Origin of the sequence: Marmoricola sp. Leaf446, from assembly GCF_001424755.1 — a bacterium.
Lineage (GTDB): Bacteria > Actinomycetota > Actinomycetes > Propionibacteriales > Nocardioidaceae > Marmoricola.
Window position 1 is genome coordinate 185542 of record NZ_LMRF01000001.1, and the last position, 16589, is coordinate 202130.

Here is a 16589-nt window from a genome sequence, read left to right on the forward strand (position 1 = left end):
ACGACTGTGCTCGGTTCCACACCCGATCGGCGCGCGATTCGGGCACAGTGGGAGGCATGGCCGAAGCCTCCCTCTCCGTCGACGTCCCCGCCCTGACCTCCCTGCTGGACGGTCGCTACGCCGAGGTCCGCAACCTCGTGCGCAAGAACCTCGCGGAGTACGCCGACGTCATCCAGGACCAGGTCGAGATGACCGACACCGACTTCCGCGAGCGCGTCCGGGAGGTCATCAAGCACATGGCCGACACCGGCGCGACCGGGCTCGGCTTCCCCACGGAGTACGGCGGCGGCGGTGACGTCGGCGCCTCCATCGCAGCCTTCGAGACCCTGGCCTTCGGCGACCTCTCGGTGCTGGTCAAGGCGGGGGTGCAGTTCGGGCTCTTCGGCGGCGCGGTGCTCCAGCTCGGCACGAAGCGGCACCACGACGCCTACCTGCGCGACCTGATCAACGCCGACCTGCTCGGCTGCTTCGCGATGACCGAGTCGGGCCACGGGTCCAACGTGCAGCACCTCGGCACCGTCGCGACGTACGACGTGGCCACCCGTGAGTTCGTCATCACCACCACCACCGAGTCGGCGCGCAAGGACTACATCGGCAACGCCGCCGCCCACGCCTCCCACGCCGCGGTGTTCGCGGTGCTCGAGATCGGCGGCGAGTCGCAGGGCGTGCACGCCTTCGTGGTGCCGATCCGCGGCGAGGACGGCGAGGCGCTGCCCGGCGTGCGGATCGGCGACGACGGCCCCAAGATGGGCCTCGGCGGCGTCGACAACGGCCGGCTGTGGTTCGACGAGGTCCGGGTGCCGCGTGAGAACCTGCTGAACCGGTACGCCGACGTCAGCGAGGCCGGCGTCTACAGCTCCGACATCGACAACCCCGACCGCCGCTTCTTCACCATGCTCGGCACCCTGGTCCAGGGCCGGGTGAGCGTCGGCGGCGCGGGCATCTCGGCCAGCAAGGTGGCCATCACGATCGCGGTGAAGTACGCGCTCAAGCGCCGCCAGTTCGGCGCCCCCGGCACCGACGAGGAGGAGCTGCTCCTCGACTACGGCCTGCACCAGCGCCGGCTGCTGCCGCGGCTGGCGAAGAGCTACGCCCTGCACTTCGCGCAGGAGGTGCTGGTCGAGCAGCTGCACACCGCGAGCAACGACCCCGACTACCCCGAGCGCGACCGCCGGGCGCTGGAGTCCCGCGCCGCCGGCACCAAGGCCCTCGGCACCTGGCACGCCACCGACACCATCCAGGAGGGCCGCGAGGCCTGCGGCGGCGCCGGCTACCTGGCCGTCAACCGGTTCGCGGCGCTCAAGGCCGACACCGACGTCTTCACCACCTTCGAGGGCGACAACCACGTGCTGCTCCAGCTCGTGGCCAAGGGCCTGCTGACCGACTACAGCACCAACTTCGAGGAGCTCGACCAGTTTGGGGTGGCGCGGTTCGTGGCCGACCTCGCGGTCGAGACCGTGATCGAGCGGACCGCGGTGCACAAGATCCTGGAGCGGCTGCGCGACGTGCTGCCGTCGTCCGACGACGGCCAGGACGAGTCGACCCTGCTCGACGCCGACTACCAGCTCGCGATGCTGCGCTGGCGCGAGGAGCACGTGCTCTCCGGCGTCGCCCGTCGCCTCAAGCGCGGCATCGACGGAGGCACCGACCCGGTGCAGGTCTTCAGCCAGGTCCAGGACCACGTCATCCACGCCGCCCGCTCCCACATGGAGCGGCTGGTGCTCGAGGCGTTCACCGAGAAGCTCGAGGCCCACCCGGACGACCCCAACGCCGAGACGCTGGCCGCGGTGCGCGACCTGTTCGGGCTCAGCACCATCGAGGCCGACCGCGCCTGGTGGATGGAGCACGGCCGGCTCTCCAGCGCCCGCAGCAAGTCGATCACCCGCGAGGTCAACCTGCTGTGCCGCCGGCTGCGACCGGTCGCCGACGACCTGGTCGACGGGTTCGGCGTACCCGTGGAGATGATCCGGGCGGAGATGCTCGAGCAGGGCTACTGATGTCGGCCCTGCGCCGCCTCGCGGGCCAGGTGCCCGGCGTCGGGGGCTGGGACGAGGACCCGCTGTGGGGCTCGGTCTACGACTGGAGCGTCGAGCACCCCGTCGCGGGCGGCGCGCTGTGGCGGCTCGGCATCGGCAGCGACCTGCGACTGCTGTACGCCGCGGCCGGCGAGACCGGTCGGCTCCCCGCCGGGTCGGTCGTCCTCGACGTGCCCAGCGGCGGCGGGGTGGCGCTGCGCGGGCTGCGGCCCGGCCAGGGCGTGCGCTACGTCGCGGTCGACATCTCGCAGCGGATGCTCGACCGCACCACCGCGGCCGCGCGACGGCTCGGGGTGGAGGACCAGCTGGAGACGGTGCTCGCCGACGTCGTCGACCTGCCGTTCGCGGACGGCTCCGTCGACCACGTCGTCAGCCTGACCGGGCTGCACTGCTTCCCCGACCCCCGCGGCGCGGTGCGCGAGCTGGCGCGGGTGCTGCGTCCCGGCGGCGTGCTCACCGGGAGCGCGCTGCTCAACGACTCCGGGCTCCGCTTCGAGGGCGTACGCCGCGGCGGGCGCCTGGCGGGCCTGCTCGGCCCGGGCGCCACCCGGACCGACGTACGCCGCTGGCTCGCCGCCGACGGGTTCGAGCAGGTCACCGTGCGGCTCTCCGGCGCCATCGGCTACTTCCGGGGCGTGCGGACGGGCGGGGCCTGAGGCCCCGAGCCGTCAGTTGTCGGTGTCGCGGCCCGCGGAGGGAGTGCCGTCGCCCTTGACGCCGGACTCGTGCGGGTCCTCCTTGAACCGCTCGAACGAGGCGTTGACCTCGGCCTCGGCCTCGCGGCGCCCGGTCCACTCGGCGCCCTCGACGGACTTGCCGGGCTCGAGGTCCTTGTAGACCTCGAAGAAGTGCTGGATCTCGAGCCGGTCGAACTTCGAGACGTGGTTGATGTCGCGCAGGTGCTCCAGGCGCGGGTCGGTCGCCGGGACGCAGAGGACCTTGTCGTCGCCGCCGGCCTCGTCGGTCATCCGGAACATGCCGATCGCGCGGCACTTGATGAGGCAGCCGGGGAAGGTGGGCTCCTGGAGGATCACCAGCGCGTCCAGCGGGTCGCCGTCCAGGCCGAGGGTGTTCTCGATGTAGCCGTAGTCGGCGGGATACTGCGTGGAGGTGAACAGCGTCCGGTCCAGTCGGATGCGACCGCTCTCGTGGTCCACCTCGTACTTGTTGCGCTGTCCCTTGGGGATCTCCACGAGCACGTCGAACTCCACGGCACTTCCTTCTCTGCTGGCCCACGACGCGCCCTGGGCGGACGCGCCGGGCTAGTGTCGCGCACATCCTGCCGGTCCGCACATCGAGGAGGCACCCCGCCCATGGGGCGTGAGCGACGCCACAGCCACCCGGTGCTGCGCCACCTCGCCGAGCTGACCGTGCTCGTGCTGCTGGCCGCCGCGGTGGCCAGCTACCGCTACGACCTCGGCGAGCGGTGGTTCGGCTGGGGTCCCGTCGACCCGGCGACCGAGCCGGCCGCGGTGCTGCCGCCGGAGGGCCTGCGGCTGCCGGCCTCGCGCGTGGCCCCCCGCGTGGCCGTGCCGGGACCGCACGTCGACGTCGACCCGGCCAAGGTCTCGGCGGTGGTCGCGCCGCTGCTCCAGCGCCGTGTCCTCGGCCCCCACTACGCGGTGCTGGTCACCGACCTCGGGACCGGCGAGGAGGTCTACCGCGCCGGCGCCCGCAGCGTGGTGCCCGCCTCCACGACCAAGCTGCTCACCTCGGTGGCGGCCCTGGAGTCCCTCGGCGGCACCAGCCGCTTCACCACCTCCACCCGCTGGCAGCCGCAGGCCGGCCGGCTGGTGCTGGTCGGCGGCGGCGACCCGTTGCTGGCCTCGGGCCCCAGCGAGGACGACGACACCTACCCCCGCCGGGCCGACCTGCAGACGCTGGCGAAGCGGTCCGCGGAGGCGCTGCGCGCCGAGGGCGTACGCCGGGTGCGGCTCGGCTTCGACGACAGCCTGTTCACCGGGCCGCGCGTCAACCCCACCTGGGAGCCCGGCTACCTCGACGACATCACCTCCCCGATCAGCGCGCTGTGGGTCGACCACGCCGAGGACCCCGACGGCTTCGGCTTCGTCGCCGACCCGGCCGCCGACGCCGCGCGGGTCTTCGCCGCGGCGCTGCGCCAGGCCGGCGTCCAGGTGCGCGGCCCGGTCGCGCGCACGCCCGCCGTCGCCGACGCGACCACGACCGACCCGCCGCCCACGCTGGCCTCGGTCCGCAGTGCCACCGTCGGCGAGATCGTCGAGCGCCTCCTGGCCGTCAGCGACAACCAGGCCGCCGACGTGCTCGCCCACCACGTCGGGCTGGCCGAGTCGGGGCAGGGCTCGTTCGTGGGCGGTGCGGCCGGCGTCCTCGGGGTCGTCCAGCGCCTCGGCGTACCCGTGGACGGGGACCGGTTGTTCGACGGCAGCGGCCTCTCCCGGGACAACCGGCTCAGCCCGGACACCCTCGTCGGCGTGCTGCGCCTGGTCGAGGAGCAGGACCGGCCCGAGCTGCGGCAGGTGCTGACCGGGCTGCCGGTGGCGGGCTTCACCGGGTCGCTGGCGCTCCGCTTCGACGAGGGTCCGCAGGCCGCGCGGGGCCGGGTGCGGGCCAAGACCGGGACGCTGACCGGGGTGCACGGCCTGGCCGGGGTCGCCGACGACCCCAGCGGCGGCCGGATGGCCTTCGTCGTGGTGACCGACCGCGCGCCGGCGGACGGCGAGCTCGACGCCCGGGTGCGCGTGGACCGGATCGCGGCCGCCCTGGGGGCGTGCAGGTGCGGCGTAGGGTCGCCGTCATGAGCGAGGGAGCGGCAGGCAGCGCCCGGATGGTCGACTGGGACCTGGCGGTGCGGGTCGGCTCCCGCCTCGTCGGCGAGGGGCCCCGGGTGTCGCGGCGCGAGGCCGCGGACGCGGTGGCCGAGCTGCGGGCCGGCGCCGACCGCTCGACGCAGCTGGTCCGCGACTACACCGGCCTGGTCGCCACCGAGCGCTCCGCGCCGGTGCTCGTCGTCGACCGGCCGGGCTGGATCCAGGCCAACGCCGACGGCTTCGCCACCATCATGGGTCCGCTGCTCGACAGGCTGACCGAGAAGAAGGGCCCGCCGGGCGGCCTCACCCAGGCCATCGGCTCGCGGGTCACCGGCGTCGAGGTCGGCACCATGCTGGGCTTCCTCGGGTCCAAGGTGCTCGGCCAGTTCGACCCGTTCCACGACCAGCCCGGCGAGCAGGGGCGGCTGCTGCTCGTCGCGCCCAACATCGTCCACGTCGAGCGCGAGCTGGGCGCCGACCCGCACGACTTCCGGCTCTGGGTGTGCCTGCACGAGGAGACCCACCGGGTGCAGTTCACGGCCGTGCCGTGGATGACCGAGCACCTCCGGTCACTGATGGGCGAGATCCTCTCCTCGGTGCAGACCGACCCGGCCGAGCTCGTGGGCGACCTGGTCCGCAAGCTCGGCGACGTGCGCGGCGGCCGCTCCGACGGGAGCCTGCTCGACCTGTTCGCCAGCCCCGAGCAGAAGGCCGTGATCGACCGGGTGACCGGCGTGATGAGCCTGCTCGAGGGCCACGCCGACGTCGTGATGGACGGGGTCGGGCCCGAGGTGATCCCCTCGGTCGCGCAGATCCGCCGCAAGTTCACCGAGCGCCGCAAGGGCGTCGGTGCGCTCGACCGGCTGCTGCGCCGGCTGCTCGGCCTCGACCAGAAGATGGCGCAGTACCGCGACGGCGCGGTCTTCGTCCGGGCCGCCGTCGACAAGGTCGGCATGGACGGCTTCAACGCCGTCTGGGCCGGGCCGGACAACCTGCCCAGCAAGGCCGAGATCCTCGACCCCGCGCTGTGGGTCGCCCGCGTCCACGGCTAGTCCGACCGCGTGGCTCCCCAGCACCCCGCCGTCGCCGCGGTGCGCCTCGGCGTACGCCGTGCGCTGGCCGACCTCGACCCCGGCGCCACCGTCCTGGTGGCCTGCAGCGGCGGTGCCGACTCGCTCGCCCTGGCGGCGGCCACCGTCGCCGAGGCCGCCCCCGCCTCGCTGCGCGTCGTCGGCGCGACCGTCGACCACGGCCTCCAGGACGGCTCGGCCGAGCAGGCCGCGCGCGTGGTCCAGCAACTCGCCGACCTCGGCGTCGACGAGACCGTGGGCGCGCGGGTCGCGGTGTCGGCCGACGGGTCGGGGCCCGAGGCGGCGGCCCGGGAGGCGAGGTACGCCGTGCTCGGCGAGATGGCGCGCCACTTCTCCGCCGCCGCCGTGCTGCTCGGCCACACCCTCGACGACCAGGCCGAGACCGTGCTGCTCGGCCTGGCCCGCGGCGCCGGCGCCCGCTCGCTGGCCGGCATGCGGCGCTCCTTCGAGGTCTTCCGCCGCCCGCTGCTCGACGTCACCCGCGCCCAGACCGAGACCGCCTGCGTCGTGCTCGGGCTCGAGCCGTGGTCGGACCCCCACAACGACGACGACCGCTTCACCCGGGTGCGCGTGCGCACGCGGGTGCTGCCGCTGCTGGAGGACGAGCTCGGCCCCGGCGTCGCCGCCACCCTGGCCCGCACCGCCGACCAGCTGCGCCGCGACACGGCGTACCTCGACGAGGTGACCAGCGCCGCCCTCGCCGCCGCCACCGGCCCCGACGGCCTCTCCGTGGCGGCGCTCGCCGACCTCCACGAGGCCGTCCGCCTCCGCGTCCTCCGCGCCGCGGCCCTGGCCGCCGGCGCGCTGCCCGCCGAGCTGGCGACCGTCCACCTCGACGACCTCGACCGCCTCGTCACCGCCTGGCACGGCCAGAAGTGGGTCGACCTCCCCGGCCACCTCCGCGCCTCCCGCTCCGGCGGGGTGCTGGTGTTCGCCCGGGTGGGGGGCTGATTCCCCGGACGTCCGGGGAATCTGGTGCTCGGCAGGCGTCGCGACGCCCGCCAAGGTGACGAAAAGGCTGCCAAGTAGTGCATCAGTGAGTACGCCGGTGGGCGGTCGTCCACAGGTGGCGAAGTCACGGGTGCGCGATCCCGTCCGCTGTCGCAGGGTCGTGCGCATGCATCCCGGACTGATCAGGGCCACCGACGACCGCGGCCTGCTGATGAGGTCGGCCGCCCTGGCTGCCGGCTGCGACGACGTCGACCTGCGCAGGGCTGTCCGAGGCGGTCAGCTGCGGCGCCTGCGGGCCGGCACCTACGTCGTGACCTCGCGATGGGAGGGACTGGGGGCGCGCGAGCAACACGTGCTGCTTGCTCGCGGCGTCGTCCTGAAGGCGGGTACCGAGGTGGTCCTGTCCCACGTCAGCGCCGTGGCCCTGCACGGCGGTCCGCTGTGGCAGCTGCCGCTGGACGACGTCCACCTGACGCGCACCGACCAGCGGGGTGGACGGCACGAGGCCGGGGTAGTGCAGCACCGGGGCGCCCTGGCCCCCGGCCACGTGGAGGAGCGGGACGGAGTCACGGTCACGTCGCCCGCCCGTACGGCGATGGACCTCGTCGGGCTGGTCGGCGTCGAGCGGTCGCTGCCCGTGCTGGACGACTTCCTGCGGCGACGGCTCACGACACGCACCGAGCTGGATGCCTGCCGGCGCTGGATGGAGACGTGGCCCCACAGCCTGGTCGCGGACCTGTCGGTGCGACTGGCCGACGGTCTGCGCGAGTCGGTGGGCGAGTCGCGAACGGCGTACTGCTTCTACCTCGGCGGGGTGCCTCGCCCGCAGCTCCAGTGGCCGGTGCTCGACGAGTCCGGCGCGGTCGTCGCCCGATTGGACTTCGCCTGGCCGTGGCTCGGGGTCTGGGTCGAGTTCGACGGCAAGGAGAAGTACCTCAAGCACCGGCGGCCGGGTGAGTCCGTCGTTGATGCCGTGCTGCGGGAGAAGCGCCGCAAGGAACGCATCAGTCGTCTCACCGGGTGGCGGTGCATCCGCCTGACCTGGGCCGACCTCTTCCACCCCGAGGCGACCGCGGCGTACGTCCTGAGCGTCCTGTCCGGAGGCCCCGTGCACGCGGCCAAGCGCACCGCTTGACGTGCTTCTCTGGTGCTTGGCAGGTATCGCGACGCCTGCCAAGCACCAGATTCCCCGGACGTCCGGGGAATCAGCAGCCCTCAGACGGCCTGGGCGAGGAGGCGCAGGGTGGCCTCGCGGGTGGGGGCGGTGGTGGGGTCGGTGTCGGTGAGGGCGCCGGCGACGGGGTGGATCATCACCTCGTCGACGTCGAAGGTGTCGGCGAGCTCGCGGACCTGCTTGGCGGCGTCGGCGGGGGTGCCGACGACCCAGCGGGTCAGCATCGACTCGGCCAGGGCGCGGTGGGCGTCGGGCAGCGGGTCGGCCTCGGCCTGCTCGACGGTGCGCTGGGGGGCGAGGTTGCCTCCGGTGCGCAGCGCGACCATCGAGTGCAGGTTGGGCAGCACCAGGCGCTGGGCCTCCTCGGTCGTGTCGGCGACGACCGCGTTGACGGTGAGGAAGGTGCGCGGGCGGTCGAGCTGCTCGGAGGGGCGGAACTGCGAGCGGTAGAGGTCCAGCGCCTCGGCGGTGCCGTGGCCGGAGAAGTGGTGGGCGAAGACGTACGGCAGGCCCTTGTCGGCCGCCAGCCGCGCGGAGTAGTCCGACGACCCGAGCAGCCACACCGGGGCCACCGAGGTGGCGACGGGGGTGGCGCTCAGCGGGTGGGAGCGTCCCTGCACCTGCAGGCCGACCCCGCCGGGGCTCATCATGGCGATCACGTTGTCGACGTACGACGGGAAGCGGGCCACCGCGTCCTCCTCGACCCCACCGGCCCCGTGGCGCAGCGCCCACGAGGTGACGGGGTCCGAGCCGGGGGCCCGGCCGATGCCGAGGTCGATGCGACCGGGGAAGGCGGCCTCGAGCAGCGCGAACTGCTCGGCCACCACCAGCGGGGCGTGGTTGGGCAGCATCACGCCGCCCGACCCGACCCGGATCCGCGACGTGGCGGCGGCCAGCATCGCGATGACGACGGGCGGGTTCGTGGCCGCGACGGCCGGCATGTTGTGGTGCTCGGCCACCCAGTAGCGGGTGTAGCCGGCCTCGTCGGCCACCTGCGCGAGGCGGCGGGCGGCGGCGAGCGCGTCGCCGGTGGTCTGGTCGGAGCGCACGGGCACGAGGTCGAGCACGGAGAGCTGCATGTCTGGCCCAACGAACCGGCGGGGACCGGCATTCCGACCGGTATGTCGGACGGCGCCCGGCCGTGGGAGGGTGGCTCCATGGACGCAGCCGACCTCGAGGGCGATCTGGTCAACATCCTGTTCACCGAGGAGGACATCCAGCGTCGCCTCGCCGAGATGGCCCGCCAGATCGAGCAGGACTACGAGGGCGAGGACCTCCTCATCGTCGGCGTGCTGCGCGGCGCGGTGATGGTGATGGCCGACATGGCGCGGTCCTTCAACCGCCACCTCGAGATGGACTGGATGGCGGTGTCCTCCTACGGCTCGGGCACCAAGAGCTCGGGCGTCGTGCGGATCCTCAAGGACCTCGACACCGACATCAGCGGCCGCCACGTGCTGATCGTCGACGAGATCATCGACACCGGCCTCACGCTGAGCTGGCTCACCGCCAACCTCGCCTCGCGCAACGCCGCCTCGGTGGAGATCTGCACCCTGCTGCGCAAGCCCGAGGCGCTGACCATGCAGGTCGACGTGAAGTACGTCGGGTGGGACATCCCCAACGAGTTCGTCGTCGGCTACGGCCTGGACTACAACGAGCGCTACCGCAACCTGCGCGACATCGGCACGCTCGCCCCGCACGTCTACAGCTGAGCCCGTTCCCACGTCCCGTCGCCGCCGGTTGGCTGACCTGAGAGGATTGCGCGCGTGAAGCGATACGTGCGCAGCCCATGGCTCTGGATCCCCATCGCGGTGGTCGGAGTCCTGCTGGCCCTCCAGTACCTCGTGCCCAACGGCGGCTACACGGAGATCAAGACCTCCACGATGGTCTCGCGGATCACCGACGGCGACGTCAAGGAGATCACCTTCGTCGACGGCGGCGACCAGCAGCTGCGCGCCACCATGGACAACGGCGACCAGGAGATGGCCACCTGGGTGGCCGGCCAGCAGCAGCGCCTCGTGCGCCTGGTGCAGGAGCAGGTCTCCGAGGGCACCATCGAGGACTACAACGTCGAGAACCCCCAGCCGAGCATCCTCGGCTCGCTGTTCTCCCTGCTGCTGCCGTTCGCGCTGATCATCCTGCTGTTCCTGTTCCTGATGAACCAGGTCCAGGGCGGCGGCGGCCGCGGCGTGATGCAGTTCGCCAAGTCCAAGGCCAAGCTGATCAGCAAGGACATGCCCAAGACGACGTTCGCCGACGTCGCGGGCTGCCAGGAGGCCATCGAGGAGCTCGGCGAGATCAAGGAGTTCCTCCAGGAGCCGGCCAAGTTCCAGGCCGTCGGCGCCAAGATCCCCAAGGGCGTGCTGCTCTACGGCCAGCCCGGCACCGGCAAGACCCTGCTGGCCCGCGCGGTCGCGGGCGAGGCCGGCGTGCCGTTCTACTCCATCTCCGGGTCCGACTTCGTCGAGATGTTCGTCGGCGTCGGCGCCTCCCGGGTGCGCGACCTGTTCGAGCAGGCCAAGGAGAACGCCCCCGCCATCGTCTTCATCGACGAGATCGACGCCGTGGGCCGGCACCGCGGCGCCGGCATGGGCGGCGGCCACGACGAGCGCGAGCAGACCCTCAACCAGCTGCTGGTGGAGATGGACGGCTTCGACGTGCGTGCGTCGGTCATCCTGATCGCGGCCACCAACCGCCCCGACATCCTCGACCCCGCGCTGCTGCGCCCGGGCCGCTTCGACCGCCAGATCGCCGTGGACGCCCCCGACCTCGCCGGGCGCGAGCAGATCCTCAAGGTCCACGCCCGCGGCAAGCCGATGGCGACCGACGTCGACCTGCGCTCGGTGGCGCGTCGTACGCCGGGCTTCTCCGGCGCCGACCTGGCCAACGTCCTCAACGAGGCGGCGCTGCTGACCGCCCGCGAGGGCAAGGTGCAGATCTTCAAGGAGGCGCTGGACGAGGCCATCGACCGCGTCATCGCCGGCCCGCAGAAGCGCACCCGCCTGATGAGCGAGAAGGAGAAGCTCATCACGGCCTACCACGAGGGCGGCCACGCGCTCGTCGCCGCGGCCCTGCCCGGCACCGACCCGGTGCACAAGATCACGATCCTGCCGCGCGGTCGCGCGCTGGGCTACACGATGGTGCTGCCCGACGAGGACAAGTACTCCCAGACCCGCTCGGAGATGCTCGACAAGCTGGCCTACATGCTGGGCGGTCGGGCGGCCGAGGAGATGGTCTTCCACGACCCGACCACCGGCGCCGGCAACGACATCGAGAAGGCCACCTCGCTGGCCCGCGCGATGGTCACCCAGTACGGCATGACCGAGCGCCTCGGCGCGATCAAGCTCGGCGACAGCCAGGGCGAGCCGTTCCTGGGCCGCGACATGGGCCACAGCCGCAACTACTCCGAGGACGTCGCCGCCGTGGTCGACGAGGAGACCAAGCGCCTGCTCGCCACCGCCCACCAGGAGGCCTTCGACATCCTCGAGGAGAACCGCGACGTCCTCGACTCGCTGGTGCTCGCGCTGATGGAGAAGGAGACCCTCGACAAGGAGCAGGTCGCCGAGGTCTTCGTGCCGCTGCGCCGCCGCCCGGTCCGTCCTGCGTGGACCGGCTCGGCGACCCGCAACCCCTCGGAGATCCCGCCCGTGGAGATCCCCGAGCGGATCCGTCGCGCCGCGGCGGAGGGCGCCGTCGCCCCCGAGGAGGAGGGCGCCGTCGTGCTGACGCCCCCCGGCGCGGAGGGCGACACCCACGGCGACGCCACCCCGGGGCCGGCCGCCCCCACCCCGCCCGGACCGGGAACGGCCTGAGCCGGTGGGGATCGACCCCGTCGGGGCGGGCCAGGGCGCGATCGCGCCGTTCGACCACGAGCGCGCCGCCGCGGCGGTCCGCGAGCTGCTGATCGCGGTGGGGGAGGACCCCGACCGCGAGGGGCTGCAGGACACCCCGGCGCGCGTGGCCCGGGCGTACGCCGAGCTGACCGTCGGCCTGCACCAGCAGCCCGAGGACGTGCTGACGACGACCTTCGACATCGGCCACGACGAGATGGTCCTGGTGCGCGACATCGAGCTGTGGTCGATGTGCGAGCACCACCTCGTGCCGTTCACGGGGGTGGCGCACGTCGGCTACATCCCCAACGCCAACGGCAAGATCACCGGCCTGTCCAAGCTGGCCCGCCTGGTCGACGTCTACGCCAAGCGGCCGCAGGTGCAGGAGCGGCTCACCACCCAGGTCGCCGACGCGCTGGTGCGGATCCTCGAGCCGCGCGGCGTGATCGTGGTGATCGAGGCCGAGCACCTGTGCATGACGATGCGCGGGGTCCGCAAGGCCGGGGCGCGCACGCTCACCTCGGCGGTGCGCGGCCAGATGCACCAGCCGGCCACCCGCGCCGAGGCCATGTCGCTGATCCTGGCCGCCCGCTAGCCCGGCGGCCGCTGTGAGCGTCGTACGCCTGGACCGCGGCTCGTGGGAGCAGGGTCTGCCCCGGCTCCCGCGTCCCCTGGTGATGGGGATCGTCAACGTCACCCCCGACTCCTTCTCCGACGGCGGCGAGCACGCCACCACCGAGGCGGCGGTGCGCCACGGGCTGCAGCTGCACGCCGACGGCGCCGACCTGCTCGACGTCGGCGGCGAGTCGACCCGGCCCGGGGCCACCCGGCCCCTGGTCGCCGAGGAGCTCGACCGCGTCGTGCCGGTCATCGCGGCGCTCGCCGATCGCGGCGTCGCGGTCTCGGTCGACACGATGCGCCACGAGGTGGCCCGGGCGGCCCTGGACGCCGGGGCGGTGCTGGTCAACGACGTCTCCGGCGGGCTGGCCGACCCCGACGTGCTGCGGGTGGTGGCCGAGCGCGGTGCGTCGTACGTCGCGATGCACTGGCGCGCCCACGCCACCGAGATGCAGCGCCACGCCCACTACGACGACGTCGTCGCCGAGGTCGCCGCGGAGCTGCGCGACCGTCTCGACGCCGCCGTCGCCGCCGGGGTGGACCCCGACCGGCTGGTGCTCGACCCCGGGCTGGGGTTCGCCAAGACCGCCGAGCACAACTGGGAGCTGCTCGCCCGGCTGCCCGAGCTGGGCGACCTGGGGGCGCCGCTGCTGGTGGGATCCTCGCGCAAGTCCTTCCTCGGCTCCCTGCTCGCGGCGCCCGATGGCACGGCCCGGGCGGTCGACGACCGCGAGGACGCAGGAGTGGCGCTCACCACGATCGCGGCCATCCAGGGCGTGTGGGGCGTGCGGGTGCACCAGGTGCGGGGCAGCCTCGACGCCATCCGGGTGGTCGAGCGGTGGTCGCAGGCCGCCGGTAGGGTCGCCGCACCATGACCAGGCCCCCGTCCGGCAGCGCGCCCTCCAGCAGCCCGCTGACCAGCCCCGTCGAGACCGCACGGCGACCCGTCGCCGACCGGCTCGCGGTGCGTGGGCTGCGCTTCCGCGGCCACCACGGCGTCCTCGAGCACGAGAAGCGCGACGGCCAGGACTTCCTCGTCGACCTCGAGCTGCGGCTCGACACCCGGCCGGCGGCGCAGACCGACGACTTGCAGGACACGGTCGACTACGGAAGTCTCGTGGACCAGGTGCGCGCCGTGGTGGAGGGAGATCCCGTCGACCTCATCGAGACCCTCGCCCAGCGCATCGCCGACGTCTGCCTGACCAGGTCGGCGGTCGTCGAGGTCGACGTCACCGTGCACAAGCCCCACGCCCCGATCCAGGCGACGTTCGACGACGTCGCCCTGACCATCAACCGGAGCCTTGAGTGAGCGAGTCCCCCAACCCGAACATCATCGACACCGACAGCATCACCGGTGAGATGCACCCGATCCGCCGCGGCGTGATCTCCATCGGGTCCAACCTCGGTGAGCGTCGCTCCAACCTGCAAGGCGCGGTCGACGCGCTGGCCGACACCCCCGAGGTGTGGGTCACCGAGGTCTCCGGCGTCTACGAGACCGACCCGGTCGAGGCCCCGGAGGGCTCGCGAGAGTTCCTCAACGCGGTCGTGCTCTTCGACACCACGCTGCCGGCCCGCACCCTGCTCGAGCGCGCGCTGGCCGTGGAGTCGGCCTACGGCCGGGAGCGCTCCGGCGTGGTCAACGAGCCCCGCACCCTCGACGTCGACCTCGTCGTCCTCGGCGACCGCCGGGCCGACGAGCCCGACCTGCAGCTGCCCCACCCGCGCGCCGCCGAGCGCGCCTTCGTGCTGGTGCCGTGGCTGGAGCTGGAGCCCGACGCCGAGATCCCGGGGGTCGGTCCCGTGGCCGAGCTGGTCGAGAAGACCGGCCGCGACGGCGTCCGCCTGCGCGAGGACATCGAGCTCGAGGTCCACTGAGCCGTGCCGTCGCGCGGCGACCCGGGGGATCCCCGCGGGAGCGAGCAGCAGCCCGAGCAGGAGCCCGGCACCGTCGGCACCACCGGTCCGGCGCCGCTGGTGCTGCTGGGCGTCGTGGGGCTGGTGGCCGGCTGGTCGCTGCGGCTCGCCGCGCTGCGCCTGGGGTACGCCGAGCCCGACGTCACCTCCACCTCGCTGGCCCTGCTCGTCTTCGTGGCGGCCATCCTCGGCGGGTCGGCCTGGCTGACCCGCCGCGCCGTACGCCGTGACCGGTCCCGCCTCGCGCACCACGCGGCCGTCAACCGGCTGGTGCTCGGCAAGGCCTGCGCGCTGGTCGGGGCGCTGCTGCTCGGGGGGTACGCCGGCTACGGGCTGGCGCAGCTGGGCGTCGGCGACCCGGCCGCCTTCACCCGGCTGTGGCGGTCGGGGCTGGGCGCCCTGGCCGCCGGCGCGGTGCTGGTGACGGCGCTGCTCCTGGAGCACGCGTGTCGCGTGCCGGGGGACCCCGAGTAGTTCCCTAGTCTGCCGACATGGCTCCCCGCCGCCCGCGCAGGCACGTCCCGACCGGTCCCCGATCGGCCCCCCGCCGCCGCCAGCGCAGCGTCCGGGTGAGCGTCGCCGTCGCGCTGCTCGGCACCGCGACGGCCCTGGTGCTGCTGAGCCTGCCGACCCGGTCGGTGCTCTGGCTCAGCCTGGCCTCGGTGAGCAGCCTGGTGCTGTCGTGGGCCGCGCTGCGGATCGTGTGGACCGAGGTGCTGCAGTCGCGGCGCGAGAACGCCGCCGACCGCGCCGCCGCGGCCCGGGCCTACCGCGAGCTGTTCACCGTCCGCGCCGCCGAGCACGCCGAGTTCACCACCGCGATGACCGAGCGCCTCGCCGAGGCGCGGCTCTCGCAGCGCGAGCTCGAGGGTCTGCTCGCCCTGCAGCAGGGGCGCACGACCGCCGCCGAGTCGGTCGCGGCGCAGCGCCAGGCCGAGCAGGAGGAGCGGCTGCAGCAGCTCCGGGGGCGGGTCGCCGAGCTCGAGGAGGCCGCCGCTGCGATCGCCGCCACGGAGGCCGCCGCGGCCGCCCGTCCGGTCGACGAGGACGCCCTCCGCGCCTGGGAGACCCGCAGCCCCGACTCCGTCGTGGAGCTCGCCGCGTGGGAGGAGAACCTCCGTGACACCATGCGGGCCGCCGGACGCTCCCGCCGCCAGGCCTGAGCGCCCCCGCGGTCGCCGCGGCCCGCGCTAGGGTCGCCGCGATGCCGACCCCGCGACGCACCGTGCACCACCCCGCCCGCCCGGTGGTGCTCGCGGTGGCGCTGCTGACGGTCGTGCTGCTGGCCGGCTGCGGCGGCGACACCGAGGCGGCCGCGCCCGCCGAGCGGCGCAGCGTGACGCTGGTGGCGCAGAGCACCACCGAGGGCGACGTGCTGACCGCGCTCTACGGGCTGCTGCTCGAGCAGGCGGGCTACCGGGTCGAGGTGGCCGGTCCCGCGCCGCGCGAGGACTACCTGGAGGCGCTGTCGGAGGGGCGGGCCCAGCTGGCCCCCGACTACGTCTCCGCGCTGGCCGAGACGCTGCGGGGCGAGGGCACGGCCGGCACCGCCCCGGGAGCCGGCCCGGCGGCCGCCGTACCCGCTCCGGCGCCCGACGTGGCCCTCGACGAGCTCGAGGCGCTGGCGCGCGAGGTCGGCCTGGCGCCGCTCCAGCCGGCCCGGGCCGAGGACGTGCGCTCGTTCGCGGTCACCCGCGCCTTCGCCGAGGAGCACCGGCTGCGGACGCTGAGCGACCTCGCCCGGTCGGGGCAGCGGGTCGCGCTCGCCGCGGACACCGAGTGCGCCACCCGCGCCGACTGCGCCCCCGGGCTGCGCGAGATCTACGGCATCCGGTTGCGCCGCACCGTGCCGGTGGGCATCGACGGCGGCGACACCCTGGGGCAGCTGCGCGGCGGCGCGGTGCAGCTCGCGCAGGTCGCCTCGACCGACGGTCGCCTCGCCGCGCCGGGCGCCGACGTGGTGGTGCTGGCCGACGACCGCGACCTGCAGCCCTCCCAGCAGGTCGTGCCGGTCGCGAACGCCGCCTGGGTCGCCGAGCAGCCGGTCGTGCGCACCGTGATGGCCGACCTGGCCCGGGTGCTCACCACCGGGGCGCTGCGCGGGCTCAACGCCGAGGTCGACGGCGGCGAGGCCTCGGCCCGCGAGGCCGCGCAGGTCTGGCTCGGCGAGCAGGGCCTGCTCTAGCGAC

At 73.9% G+C, this 16589-nt stretch carries 17 protein-coding genes; 15 read left to right on the plus strand and 2 right to left on the minus strand.

Features of this window, described 5'->3' with window-relative positions:
• Positions 1–56: 56 nt before the first annotated feature.
• Positions 57–1997, plus strand: a complete 1941-nt coding sequence (locus tag ASG49_RS00795; RefSeq protein WP_056535817.1) for an acyl-CoA dehydrogenase — start codon at positions 57–59, stop codon at positions 1995–1997.
• Positions 1997–2692, plus strand: coding sequence for a class I SAM-dependent methyltransferase (locus ASG49_RS00800; protein ID WP_056535820.1), 696 nt, complete (start codon positions 1997–1999; stop codon positions 2690–2692). The genes ASG49_RS00795 and ASG49_RS00800 overlap by 1 nt, the downstream gene beginning before the upstream one ends.
• A gap of 12 nt (positions 2693–2704) precedes the next feature.
• Here ASG49_RS00800 and ASG49_RS00805 read toward each other — a convergent pair whose 3' ends face one another.
• Positions 2705–3247 (minus strand): inorganic diphosphatase, encoded by a 543-nt coding sequence (locus tag ASG49_RS00805; protein WP_056535823.1) that lies wholly within the window; start codon positions 3245–3247, stop codon positions 2705–2707.
• A 102-nt stretch (positions 3248–3349) separates the two neighbouring features.
• On the opposite strand from ASG49_RS00805, the gene dacB reads away from it, so the two are divergent.
• The 4 genes from dacB to ASG49_RS00825 all read left to right on the plus strand — a co-directional run bounded on the left by dacB (position 3350) and on the right by ASG49_RS00825 (position 8002).
• A complete protein-coding gene (gene dacB, locus ASG49_RS00810) occupies positions 3350–4816 on the plus strand; it encodes a D-alanyl-D-alanine carboxypeptidase/D-alanyl-D-alanine-endopeptidase (RefSeq protein WP_056535828.1) in 1467 nt (488 codons plus the stop codon).
• The gene (locus tag ASG49_RS00815) at positions 4813–5877 is read left to right on the plus strand and encodes a zinc-dependent metalloprotease (RefSeq protein WP_235561848.1); all 1065 of its coding nucleotides are present in this window, start codon (positions 4813–4815) and stop codon (positions 5875–5877) included. The genes dacB and ASG49_RS00815 overlap by 4 nt, the downstream gene beginning before the upstream one ends.
• 9 nt (positions 5878–5886) lie before the next feature.
• The gene (gene tilS / locus ASG49_RS00820; RefSeq protein WP_056535834.1) at positions 5887–6867 is read left to right on the plus strand and encodes a tRNA lysidine(34) synthetase TilS; all 981 of its coding nucleotides are present in this window, start codon (positions 5887–5889) and stop codon (positions 6865–6867) included.
• 166 nt (positions 6868–7033) lie between these two features.
• Positions 7034–8002, plus strand: a complete 969-nt coding sequence (locus tag ASG49_RS00825) for a hypothetical protein (RefSeq protein ID WP_056535837.1) — start codon at positions 7034–7036, stop codon at positions 8000–8002.
• A gap of 80 nt (positions 8003–8082) precedes the next feature.
• Here ASG49_RS00825 and ASG49_RS00830 read toward each other — a convergent pair whose 3' ends face one another.
• Positions 8083–9120: an LLM class flavin-dependent oxidoreductase gene (locus ASG49_RS00830; protein ID WP_056535839.1), complete on the minus strand. Its 1038-nt coding sequence runs from the start codon at positions 9118–9120 to the stop codon at positions 8083–8085.
• A gap of 78 nt (positions 9121–9198) precedes the next feature.
• Between ASG49_RS00830 and hpt the strand changes: the two genes are divergently transcribed.
• From hpt to ASG49_RS00875, 9 genes are all read left to right on the plus strand, one after another.
• Positions 9199–9750: a hypoxanthine phosphoribosyltransferase gene (gene hpt, locus ASG49_RS00835; protein ID WP_056539472.1), complete on the plus strand. Its 552-nt coding sequence runs from the start codon at positions 9199–9201 to the stop codon at positions 9748–9750.
• 54 nt (positions 9751–9804) lie between these two features.
• On the plus strand, positions 9805–11850 hold the full coding sequence (gene ftsH, locus ASG49_RS00840) for an ATP-dependent zinc metalloprotease FtsH (protein ID WP_056535842.1): 2046 nt from the start codon (positions 9805–9807) through the stop codon (positions 11848–11850).
• Between the two features lie 4 nt (positions 11851–11854).
• The gene (gene folE, locus ASG49_RS00845) at positions 11855–12463 is read left to right on the plus strand and encodes a GTP cyclohydrolase I FolE (protein WP_056535844.1); all 609 of its coding nucleotides are present in this window, start codon (positions 11855–11857) and stop codon (positions 12461–12463) included.
• An 82-nt stretch (positions 12464–12545) separates the two neighbouring features.
• A complete protein-coding gene (folP, locus tag ASG49_RS00850; protein ID WP_056539474.1) occupies positions 12546–13361 on the plus strand; it encodes a dihydropteroate synthase in 816 nt (271 codons plus the stop codon).
• Complete coding sequence (gene folB, locus ASG49_RS00855) at positions 13358–13795, plus strand: dihydroneopterin aldolase (RefSeq protein WP_082533688.1); 438 nt, start codon at positions 13358–13360, stop codon at positions 13793–13795. The genes folP and folB overlap by 4 nt, the downstream gene beginning before the upstream one ends.
• Complete coding sequence (gene folK / locus ASG49_RS00860) at positions 13792–14361, plus strand: 2-amino-4-hydroxy-6-hydroxymethyldihydropteridine diphosphokinase (RefSeq protein WP_056535847.1); 570 nt, start codon at positions 13792–13794, stop codon at positions 14359–14361. The genes folB and folK overlap by 4 nt, the downstream gene beginning before the upstream one ends.
• A 3-nt stretch (positions 14362–14364) precedes the next feature.
• Positions 14365–14874: a DUF3180 domain-containing protein gene (locus tag ASG49_RS00865; protein WP_056535851.1), complete on the plus strand. Its 510-nt coding sequence runs from the start codon at positions 14365–14367 to the stop codon at positions 14872–14874.
• Between the two features lie 95 nt (positions 14875–14969).
• Positions 14970–15563: a hypothetical protein gene (locus tag ASG49_RS00870; protein WP_056535854.1), complete on the plus strand. Its 594-nt coding sequence runs from the start codon at positions 14970–14972 to the stop codon at positions 15561–15563.
• 41 nt (positions 15564–15604) lie between these two features.
• The gene (locus tag ASG49_RS00875; protein ID WP_056535857.1) at positions 15605–16585 is read left to right on the plus strand and encodes a glycine betaine ABC transporter substrate-binding protein; all 981 of its coding nucleotides are present in this window, start codon (positions 15605–15607) and stop codon (positions 16583–16585) included.
• Positions 16586–16589 lie beyond the last annotated feature (4 nt).

Bases quoted from the DNA above. Each gene is read 5' to 3' on its own strand.
- ASG49_RS00795 (WP_056535817.1), top strand. From the start codon at position 57: ATGGCCGAAGCCTCCCTCTCCGTCGACGTCCCCGCCCTGACCTCCCTG.
- ASG49_RS00800 (WP_056535820.1), top strand. From the start codon at position 1,997: ATGTCGGCCCTGCGCCGCCTCGCGGGCCAGGTGCCCGGCGTCGGGGGC.
- dacB (WP_056535828.1), top strand. From the start codon at position 3,350: ATGGGGCGTGAGCGACGCCACAGCCACCCGGTGCTGCGCCACCTCGCC.
- ASG49_RS00815 (WP_235561848.1), top strand. From the start codon at position 4,813: ATGAGCGAGGGAGCGGCAGGCAGCGCCCGGATGGTCGACTGGGACCTG.
- ASG49_RS00825 (WP_056535837.1), top strand. From the start codon at position 7,034: ATGCATCCCGGACTGATCAGGGCCACCGACGACCGCGGCCTGCTGATG.
- ASG49_RS00830 (WP_056535839.1), bottom strand. From the start codon at position 9,120: ATGCAGCTCTCCGTGCTCGACCTCGTGCCCGTGCGCTCCGACCAGACC.
- hpt (WP_056539472.1), top strand. From the start codon at position 9,199: ATGGACGCAGCCGACCTCGAGGGCGATCTGGTCAACATCCTGTTCACC.
- folP (WP_056539474.1), top strand. From the start codon at position 12,546: ATGGGGATCGTCAACGTCACCCCCGACTCCTTCTCCGACGGCGGCGAG.
- folB (WP_082533688.1), top strand. From the start codon at position 13,358: ATGACCAGGCCCCCGTCCGGCAGCGCGCCCTCCAGCAGCCCGCTGACC.
- ASG49_RS00875 (WP_056535857.1), top strand. From the start codon at position 15,605: ATGCCGACCCCGCGACGCACCGTGCACCACCCCGCCCGCCCGGTGGTG.